Annotated in this window: 6 protein-coding genes and 1 pseudogene; all 7 read left to right on the top strand. The window is 50.2% G+C overall.

The window, feature by feature from the left end; all coding sequences use genetic code 11:
• The first annotated feature begins 141 nt into the window (after positions 1-141).
• A complete protein-coding gene (locus LKK83_RS01970; RefSeq protein WP_324629096.1) occupies positions 142-708 on the top strand; it encodes a Uma2 family endonuclease in 567 nt (188 codons plus the stop codon).
• 134 nt (positions 709-842) lie between these two features.
• Complete coding sequence (locus LKK83_RS01965; protein WP_324629093.1) at positions 843-1,412, top strand: Uma2 family endonuclease; 570 nt, start codon at positions 843-845, stop codon at positions 1,410-1,412.
• 106 nt (positions 1,413-1,518) lie between these two features.
• The gene (locus LKK83_RS01960; protein ID WP_324629092.1) at positions 1,519-1,953 is read left to right on the top strand and encodes an aspartyl protease family protein; all 435 of its coding nucleotides are present in this window, start codon (positions 1,519-1,521) and stop codon (positions 1,951-1,953) included.
• A gap of 300 nt (positions 1,954-2,253) precedes the next feature.
• Positions 2,254-4,017, top strand: coding sequence for a hypothetical protein (locus LKK83_RS01955; protein ID WP_324629091.1), 1,764 nt, complete (start codon positions 2,254-2,256; stop codon positions 4,015-4,017).
• Between the two features lie 50 nt (positions 4,018-4,067).
• Positions 4,068-5,684: an HlyD family efflux transporter periplasmic adaptor subunit gene (locus tag LKK83_RS01950; protein WP_324629090.1), complete on the top strand. Its 1,617-nt coding sequence runs from the start codon at positions 4,068-4,070 to the stop codon at positions 5,682-5,684.
• Positions 5,685-6,178: 494 nt separating this feature from the next.
• On the top strand, positions 6,179-7,447 hold the full coding sequence (locus LKK83_RS01945) for an aspartate aminotransferase family protein (protein WP_324629088.1): 1,269 nt from the start codon (positions 6,179-6,181) through the stop codon (positions 7,445-7,447).
• 163 nt (positions 7,448-7,610) lie between these two features.
• Positions 7,611-8,494: pseudogene (locus LKK83_RS01940) on the top strand (hypothetical protein); the annotation flags it as partial.

Raw genomic sequence — 8,494 nt, 5'->3', positions numbered from 1 at the left:
TAGTTCGTAGGGTGGGCAGGGTTATAAAATCAGTCGTTCTAGCATCAAATCTAGTGACCCTGCCCACCCTACAAGCTACCCACCCTACAAGCTCCTTTCCCGTTACAATAAATCCTCAGAACGCAATTGGAGTTCTCCACTATGCCTGAGATGACTGTAAAAGACGTGGAACGAATTGAGTCAATCCTCAGCGAGGCTGGTTTTGATTATCAACTCGAACTGGAAGAAGGGAGAATTATTGTTATGGGGCCATCGGATATTGTCGCCAGTGAAGTCTCCCTGGAATTCGCCCGTCAACTAAGCAATTGGGTGAAACCGCGCCGTTTGGGTCGCGTCTTCGACTCCGCCGGTGGGTTTATTTTACCCAATAGTGACCTGAAAGCACCGGATGTTTCTTTTGTTTCGCGCGATCGCCTCCCCCGCAGCATTCGCTATTTTGCTGCTCTCGTCCCCGATTTAGTTGTAGAAGTCAAATCTCAAAGCGATAGAGTCAAAAAATTGCAGTCAAAAATTCAAGTGTATCTCGACCAAGGCGTGCGAGTTGCGATCTTAATCGATCCCGATACTTGTCTCCTCGAGGTTTACCGTCCCGATGGGTCGGTACAAACCTTGGGCAATGGTGACATTTTAATCCTGCCGGAATTACTCCCAGAATGGGAATTAGTCGTGGAAGAACTTTGGCCGGTAATATTTGAGGAGGAGGACTAAGGAGGGATTTAATTGACATTGCAGTGCGATCGCCTTTTTTTAGAGTAGGATGCTGGGCTTGTCTCGGCATCCTCATTTTACTCCAAAATCAGAGTTTAGGTTATAATCAGAAATAAATCAAGGGAGGAAAATTTATGTCTTTAACAGTTAACCACTTAGAAAAACTGCAAGACCAACTCCAAAACGCTCCAGATGACTACCAGATAGAATTGCGCGAGGGAGAACTGATTGTCATGGGGCCGTCAGATATCGTATCCAGCTACATTGGGGCACAGTTGAGCTTTCTTCTCAAACTATGGGTGTCCCCGCGTCGTTTGGGATTGGTGTTTGATTCTAGCGGGGGTTTTATTCTTCCGAATTCGGATTTAACTGCACCGGATGTTTCTTATGTTTCCCGGGAACGAATGCCGCGCACGGTTCGCTATTTTAGCGAAGTGGTTCCGGATTTGGTGGTGGAAATTAAATCCCAGAGCGATCGCCTGTCTAAATTGCAGGATAAAATTGCCATGTTTCTCGACCAAGGGGTTAAAATTGGCCTGTTAGTTGACCCAGACGAGCTGACTGTGACGCTCTATCGTCCCGCGCAAAATCCGATGGTCTTTCAAGACGAAGAAACTCTGACGATTCCGGAATTATTTCCGGGATGGGAATTGCAGATTTCGGAATTGTGGCCGCCTGTGTTTGAAGAAAATGAGGATTTCTAGGGGGGATTGGTTTAATTTATAGCAGTGGTTTCCCGATCGCGAGTTAATCGCCCCACTTCGCGATTTTTTACTTTACAATAGTGGTATAGTATTGGGAGTTACAATTATGTCTACAGAACAAATGGGAAAAATCACCACCACATTGACCATTATCAATCGAGCGGATCAATCTGCTGCAACACGCGGATATATTCCCCCAGCGGAAGTCCGCTCTCTTACCCTCAATAACGTATTGGTGGATACGGGGGCTACTACTCTGTGCTTACCCACAGAGGCGATCGCCAAATTGGGTTTAGAATTGCTCCGGGAAGTGGATGTGACCACCGCCAATGGACTCAGTAAAGCCCGCATTTTCCAAGATGCGCGCATTTCTCTGCTGGGACGGGAGGGGACGTTTGAATGTTTGGAATTGCCCGGGGGGCGGGATCCGCTGTTGGGGGTCATTCCTCTGGAAGCTTTGGGGATTGAATTGGATTTAAAAAATCAGCGATTAATTGTTTTACCGGAAACCTCTGTGGATACTTATTTGACGATTCTTTGATGGGCATCGCGACGGCGATCGCCTCCCGGGTCAGGGCGATCGCGTTAAGTGGGAGAAAAGCGACTGCTCATCGAATATAAATTTTTGTAACGATATAACGAATTTTATACCATTCAGCGTCTGGGTTGGATTTTTTTTCTGGTCAACCGAGAAAATCTGCTTCAAACCGTGGTAGGATATAGAACATCGGGGTGGGGGCGACAAGGCTCCCTCGGACACCGATCGCAAGCGTCCCGAAACTATACAGAAAGCAGCCCCTCGGTTGTTTTGTAGATTCTCTGCCCAGAAGAGGCGATCGCTATGAACTCTCAGAACCTTCCACTCGACCCCAACTATCGCGACTGGCTGTCTCCCAACCTCGGCACCTATTGGCAACTGGCTAAGGTGAAAGGTGCGGAAAAAATCGTGCTGCGATCGCGCGAAGAAAACACCCAAGTTCAATTCTCCCTCACCGAAGGCTTCGCCTTGCAGCATTTCACGGGTAAGCTCACTCTAGCACAAATCCAACAGCGCTGCGAAAAAAAATTTGGCGATCGCATCTCGCCCACCTTCGTGGAAGAACTGCTGCAAAAACTCATCGACCTCAACATCTTACACCATTCCGAAGCGGAGTCTCCACCCACAGAGGCTTACCATTCTATCTCCGAGGAGTGGATCTGTCCCGACTTAACCCCCTACTGGAGTGTATCCTCCGTCCCCGACTCGGACCAAATGGTTCTCAAAGCCACGGAAGGCAACCTGCGGGTTATCTTTTCTGCCCCAGAAGGCTACGCTTTGCAATACTTTACCGGACAATTTACCGTCGGTCAAATCCAAGATTTATCGCAACAGCACTTCGGCGATAAAATCCCAAAAAATTTTATCGCACAATTGCTGCAAAAACTCATCGAACTCAATATTTTACAACTGCCAAATTCCGAAATAAAAGCGGAATCTGCCCCAAAGAAAGCTGCGGAGAATTCGCCGCGCCTAAAAGCCAGCGTGCAATTTATCGACCATCCGGGTGGGTACTGGATTCTTCGCAACCCGGAAGATATGACTTTTTTGCAAGTCAGCGATGACGATAAAGCGATTATCGACCAACTGGGGAGACGTTCGACTGCGGCAATTTTGGCGGAATTTTGTATTAGCAAAAGCGAACTGAAACACCTGCTCAAACTGCTGACAATTACGGCGATGCTGGAAGGGACGACACCGCCCCCGCCGCCGAAGCGCAAGTTCAATCCGATGCAGTTGCTTTACTTCCGGATTCCGTTATTTAATCCCGACCCTTGGCTGAATCGACATATCGATCGCTTGCGTTGGATTTGGACGAAACCCTTTGCGTTTCTGTTATTTAGCACCTTGGCTTTTTCGGCAATTATTGGCGTCAAGCAACGAGACCTGATTTTCCATACGGGACAGCAACTCATTCAGGCGCATGGCGGTGGTTTAATTATACCCTTTGCCCTGCTTTCCATGTTGGTGGTTAGCCTTCACGAACTCGGTCATGCCTTTACCTTAAAAAACTTTGGCGGAGTGGTGCCGAAAATGGGATTGCTGATTATTATGTGTATGCCCGCCGCATATACCAATACCACCGATTCCTATTGTTTGTCGAGAATGAAGCGAGTTTTGGTGGTGGGGGCGGGATTGTTGGTGCAGTTTGCCATTTGGGCGATCGCATTGGGGTTGTGGAATTGGACAACATCCAGCAGTTGGCTGCATATTGCCAGTTATTTGTTAATGGGAGGTGCCTTAGTTACCGTCGCCATTAACCTCAATCCCCTAGCAAAATTTGATGGCTACTATCTCGCCGTGGCCCTAACTGGGATTAACAATCTCAGGACGCGATCGTTTGCCTTGTATGGCAATTTATTAACCGGAAAGCCAATTCGGGAAACCGCCAGCGATGCGCTAATTTTAGCGATTTACGCTCCTTTGAGCTTGGCTTATATTTATTTTGTCTTTGGATTTTTATTCGCCAGAATTGCCGATTGGAGTTTGACGAATATTCCCTTAACCGCTTTGTCGCTGTTGGTTCTCTGGCTGATTTACTATTTCTTTCCCAGCGATAAATCGTGAATTTCCCTGCTTGTCAACCGATTAATTCTCACAAAAGGACATCTACCATTATGAGTGCAACTAACCCGCAACCGCAAGATTCTCCCTTAAAAGTGGTGCCCCCCAAAGCGCGCGCCAAAGCACCTGCGCCGGAACCGAAATCACCGCCCGTTGCGCCGATCCCGGAACCTGTAGCACCTTCGCCCGCCCAAGCGCCCGCCGCCCAAGCGCCGGCGAAACCGAAACCTTACGGGAAATGGTTCCTCACGCTGTTGCTGCTGGCGGGAGTGGGCGCGATCGCCCGCATGCCCATTACCAACTACGTTACCGGAGAAGGTGAAATCACCTCGCGCGTTAATGCCCGCGAACAAATTACCATGCCGATCGCCGGTAAGGTAACGCTACAGGTGGAGAGTAACGAACAAGTCAACGCCGGTGAGGTGGTGGCGGAAATTTCCAGTCCCGAAATCGACAACCAAATTGCCGCAGCAGAAAGCACCCTTCAACAAGCCGAATCCGCATTATCTGCCGCTAACAAGCGGTTAACTATCGCTCAAACCGAACTAGAAAACGCTAAAGAAGGCGAAGCCATTGCCCGCGATCGCGCGGCCAAAAAACAAGCCGAAATCGATTCCATTATCTCCGGCGAAAAACAGCCGAAAATTCGCCAAATCGAACGAGAAATCGACGGCATAAAAAGCGAAATAGCGGGCATTCGCAATGTCATTTCCGGCTTTGAAAGTGAAATCACCGGGATTCAAAGCGAAATGGCAACCATTGACAGCGAAAAGCTCGCCTTGCAAGAACAATTGAGCCTGGTAGAAAAAGACCTGACTGAATATCTCAAATTAGCCGAGGAAGGGGCATTGGCTAGGAACGGAAAAGAACTGCGAGATTTGCAGATGCAAAAAGTTCAGTTCCAAAGTCAAATCCAACAGCAAGACCATCAACTAGAAGTCAAGCGACAGCAAATCCGCCAAAAAGAAAGCGAAATTCGTCAGCACAAAAACTTAATCGACCAAAAATATCAGCTCATCGGCGCGAAATCCGAGCAAATCAACGATGTAAAAAAACAAATGGAAGAGATGCGAGATGAGCGCGAAAATGATATTCAGCCTCACGTTGCAGCCCGACGTTCTGCGAAAAAAGAAGTGGAAGCCGCCGAGGCTGCGATCGCCAGCGAAATGGAACGAGTCACCCAAGCACAAGGGGAAATTTCCCGCTTGCAAAATCGAGAACGAGAGCTGATTCTGAATGCAGAAACCACGGGAACGGTTCTGACTGAAAAAATAGACTTAATGAATAAAAATACCTTGCAAGTCGGCGATATTATTTTAGAAATTGCCGATTTGGGTCAGCTCACCGGGGCGATTAAAGTTCCGCAGGAAGAGGTCAATCTGGTCAAGAAAGGTCAATCGGTGATATTTAAAACCAGCGACCCTTACAGTCCCAAATATAAAGCAAAAGTGCAGGATATTAGTTCGAGGATTCAGGCGAAAGAAGCCGGAACAAATCCCATGTTAACCGTGACGATTTTAATCGACAATCGGAATAATATTTTACGACCCGGCATGGAAGGATTTGCTCATATCGAAACCGGGGAAATGCGGATTTACCAAAAGGTGCAGCACGAGTTAAACAAGTTGTTTGAGTTTGACAAGTATTTTCCTTGGTTTTCGCAAGAGTAATATCGCATGCGGTGGAAACATCAGGACGTGATGTGAGAGTCAACGAAGGGGTGCGAGGGAGGCGCAAGGCTGGTATATTGGCCGAAGTTTACCTCGCACCCTAAATAATAATCTCGATTTCAAAACTAATTTAATCCCACCATTTTTCGATCTTAGTGTTAGAGTGAGTACCCCCCCAGTCCCCGAAGCAGACGCGATAAATCGCGTCTCTACAAGAGGGGGGGGTCGGAAGCATCTCTCATCCGATTTGTAACTCGTTCCCAGGCTCAGCCTGGGAACGCGCCTCCCGAGGCTCCGCCGCCCCCCAATCGATGTGCCAAAAAAGTTGCCTCCTTGCTTAGCCCTTAAGATACTATACAAAAAATAAATTGCCCAATGGTGGGAATGTGTCTGGCCGAATATTAAGATTCCACCACATTTGCCAGTCGGTGGGACACTTCATTTAGAGCGAGAAAAATGCTATAACAGACTGCAATAAATAAGCAGCGATTGAGATGACACCAGAAACCTTAGTTCAAAACCCTTCAAATCCAGGCGCAAATTTTGATATGGCGGAATTTGACGCCGCCGTGATGGGCACTTACGGGCGGTTTCCCATTGCCCTAGAGCGGGGGGAGGGCTGTCGCCTGTGGGACGCGCAGGGCGGGGAATACCTGGATTTTGTCGCCGGGATTGCCACCTGCACCCTGGGTCACGCCCATCCCGCGTTAGTGGAAGCGGTGACGCAACAAATCCAGAAGTTGCACCACGTGTCGAACTTGTACTATATCCCAGAGCAGGGGGAACTAGCGAAGTGGTTGGTGGATAGCTCTTGTGCCGATCGCGCCTTTTTCTGCAATTCCGGGGCGGAAGCGAATGAAGGAGCCATCAAACTGGCGCGCAAATACGCCCACAAAGTCCTCAACATCGACCAGCCGGTGATTCTAACCGCCAATGCGAGCTTTCACGGGCGCACCCTCGCCACCATCACCGCCACGGGTCAACCGAAATACCAGAAAAACTTCGACCCATTAGTGCCCGGATTTTACTACGTACCGTACAACGATATCGAAGCACTCAAAGAGGCGATCGCTCACCTGGATAGCGCAGGAAAACGGCAAGTGGCGGGCATTTTGCTCGAACCCCTGCAAGGAGAAGGCGGGGTGCGGCCCGGCGACGCCAGCTACTTCCAGCAAGTGCGCCAAATCTGTGACGAAACCGGCATCCTGCTGATTTTAGATGAAGTGCAAGTAGGAATGGGACGCACCGGTAAGCAGTGGGGATATGAAAATCTCGGCATCGAACCGGATATTTTCACCTCCGCCAAAGGACTCGGGGGCGGGATTCCCATCGGCGCAACTTTATGTAAATCGTTTTGCGATATCTTCCAACCCGGGGATCACGCCAGCACCTTTGGCGGAAATCCCTTCGCCTGCGGTGCAGCGCTAGCGGTTTGTCACACCATAGAACGCGATCGCCTGTTGGAAAATACCACCCAACGGGGGGAACAATTGCGGGCCGGCTTAAACGCGATCGCCCAAAATTATCCCCAGCTCATCGCCGAGGTGCGCGGTTGGGGGTTAATTAACGGCATGGAACTCCAAGGCGAGACAGAAATCACCTCTCTCGATATCGTCAAAGCCGCCATGACAGAAGGTTTATTGCTCGTTCCCGCCGGACCGAAAGTGGTGCGCTTCGTTCCCCCCTTAATTGTCAGCGAATCGGAAGTCAATCGCGCCCTAGAAGCACTCGGATTTGCGATCGCCAAAGTAATGAAGAATTGAGCAATCTTTAACTAACCGGACTTACGCACCGCTCTCACCGGTAGGGTGGGCAATTCCTTGCCCACCCTACAGCTCGCCCCTGCATCTGGGATTGACTTGTGGTGGTGGAGGCAACAGACGGGTAATAATAAACCCAGAAGCACCATTTCTGGTTTTGCAAGTCATGGTTCAGGAGTCGCCGAAAGGCAGCGACAACAAACCGGAACTGAATTCGCGAGGGAATTTAGGAAAGGTTGTGGATGCACCGGGGAGCGCTTTGGACTCTCATCCGAAGGGTACCGAAGAACCCAAACGCCTCCTTCCCGGATGGGTGACGGTGTTGCTCGTCATCAGCGCGATCGCCACCGGGGGATATTCTCTCTACACCCTCTTTCAAATGGGCTATGGGAGAAATGAGTCCTCGCCCCTATCTTCCCTCTCCACCCCAGAACCGATACAGTTTGTCGCCGCTTTAGGGCGGTTAGAACCGGAAGGGGAAGTGATTCAACTTTCCGCTTCCACCTCCCAACCGGCACAACGGGTGAGCGAACTTTTGGTGGAGGAAGGGGATAACGTGCGCGCCGATCAAGTGGTGGCGATAATGAACGATCGCGATCGCCTTTCCGCCGAACTCGAAAGCGCCCAACAACAAGTCAAAATCGCGCAAGCGCAGTTAGCGCAAGTCAAATCCGGAGCCAAAACCGGGGAAATTGCCGCCCAAGAAGCCACAGTGGCGCGTCTGGAAGCCCAGATTCCCCGGGACATCGAGATGCAAAATGCCACCATTGCCCGCGTACAGGCGCAGGTGCAGGGGGACGTCACCGCCCAAGATGCCACCATTGCCCGCGTACAGGCGCAGGTGCAAGGAGACATCCAGGCTCAGCAGGCGCGGATCGAGCGCCTGCAAGCGGAACTCGAAGAACAGGTGAATGCCCAACAAGCCACGATTAATCGCTTGCAAGCAGAGCTAGAAGGGCAAAAAACCGCCGCCCAAGCCACGGTAAACCGCCTGCAAGCCCAGGTGCGCGGAGATGTAGAGGCTCAGCAAGCCACGGTAAACCGCCTGCA

Origin of the sequence: Phormidium sp. CCY1219 (assembly GCF_035615515.1) — a bacterium.
Classification (GTDB): Bacteria; Cyanobacteriota; Cyanobacteriia; order Cyanobacteriales; family Laspinemataceae; genus CCY1219.
This window is presented reverse-complemented; position numbering and strand designations above follow the sequence as displayed.

Bases quoted from the DNA above. Each gene is read 5' to 3' on its own strand.
- LKK83_RS01970 (WP_324629096.1), top strand. From the start codon at position 142: ATGCCTGAGATGACTGTAAAAGACGTGGAACGAATTGAGTCAATCCTC.
- LKK83_RS01965 (WP_324629093.1), top strand. From the start codon at position 843: ATGTCTTTAACAGTTAACCACTTAGAAAAACTGCAAGACCAACTCCAA.
- LKK83_RS01960 (WP_324629092.1), top strand. From the start codon at position 1,519: ATGTCTACAGAACAAATGGGAAAAATCACCACCACATTGACCATTATC.
- LKK83_RS01955 (WP_324629091.1), top strand. From the start codon at position 2,254: ATGAACTCTCAGAACCTTCCACTCGACCCCAACTATCGCGACTGGCTG.
- LKK83_RS01950 (WP_324629090.1), top strand. From the start codon at position 4,068: ATGAGTGCAACTAACCCGCAACCGCAAGATTCTCCCTTAAAAGTGGTG.
- LKK83_RS01945 (WP_324629088.1), top strand. From the start codon at position 6,179: ATGACACCAGAAACCTTAGTTCAAAACCCTTCAAATCCAGGCGCAAAT.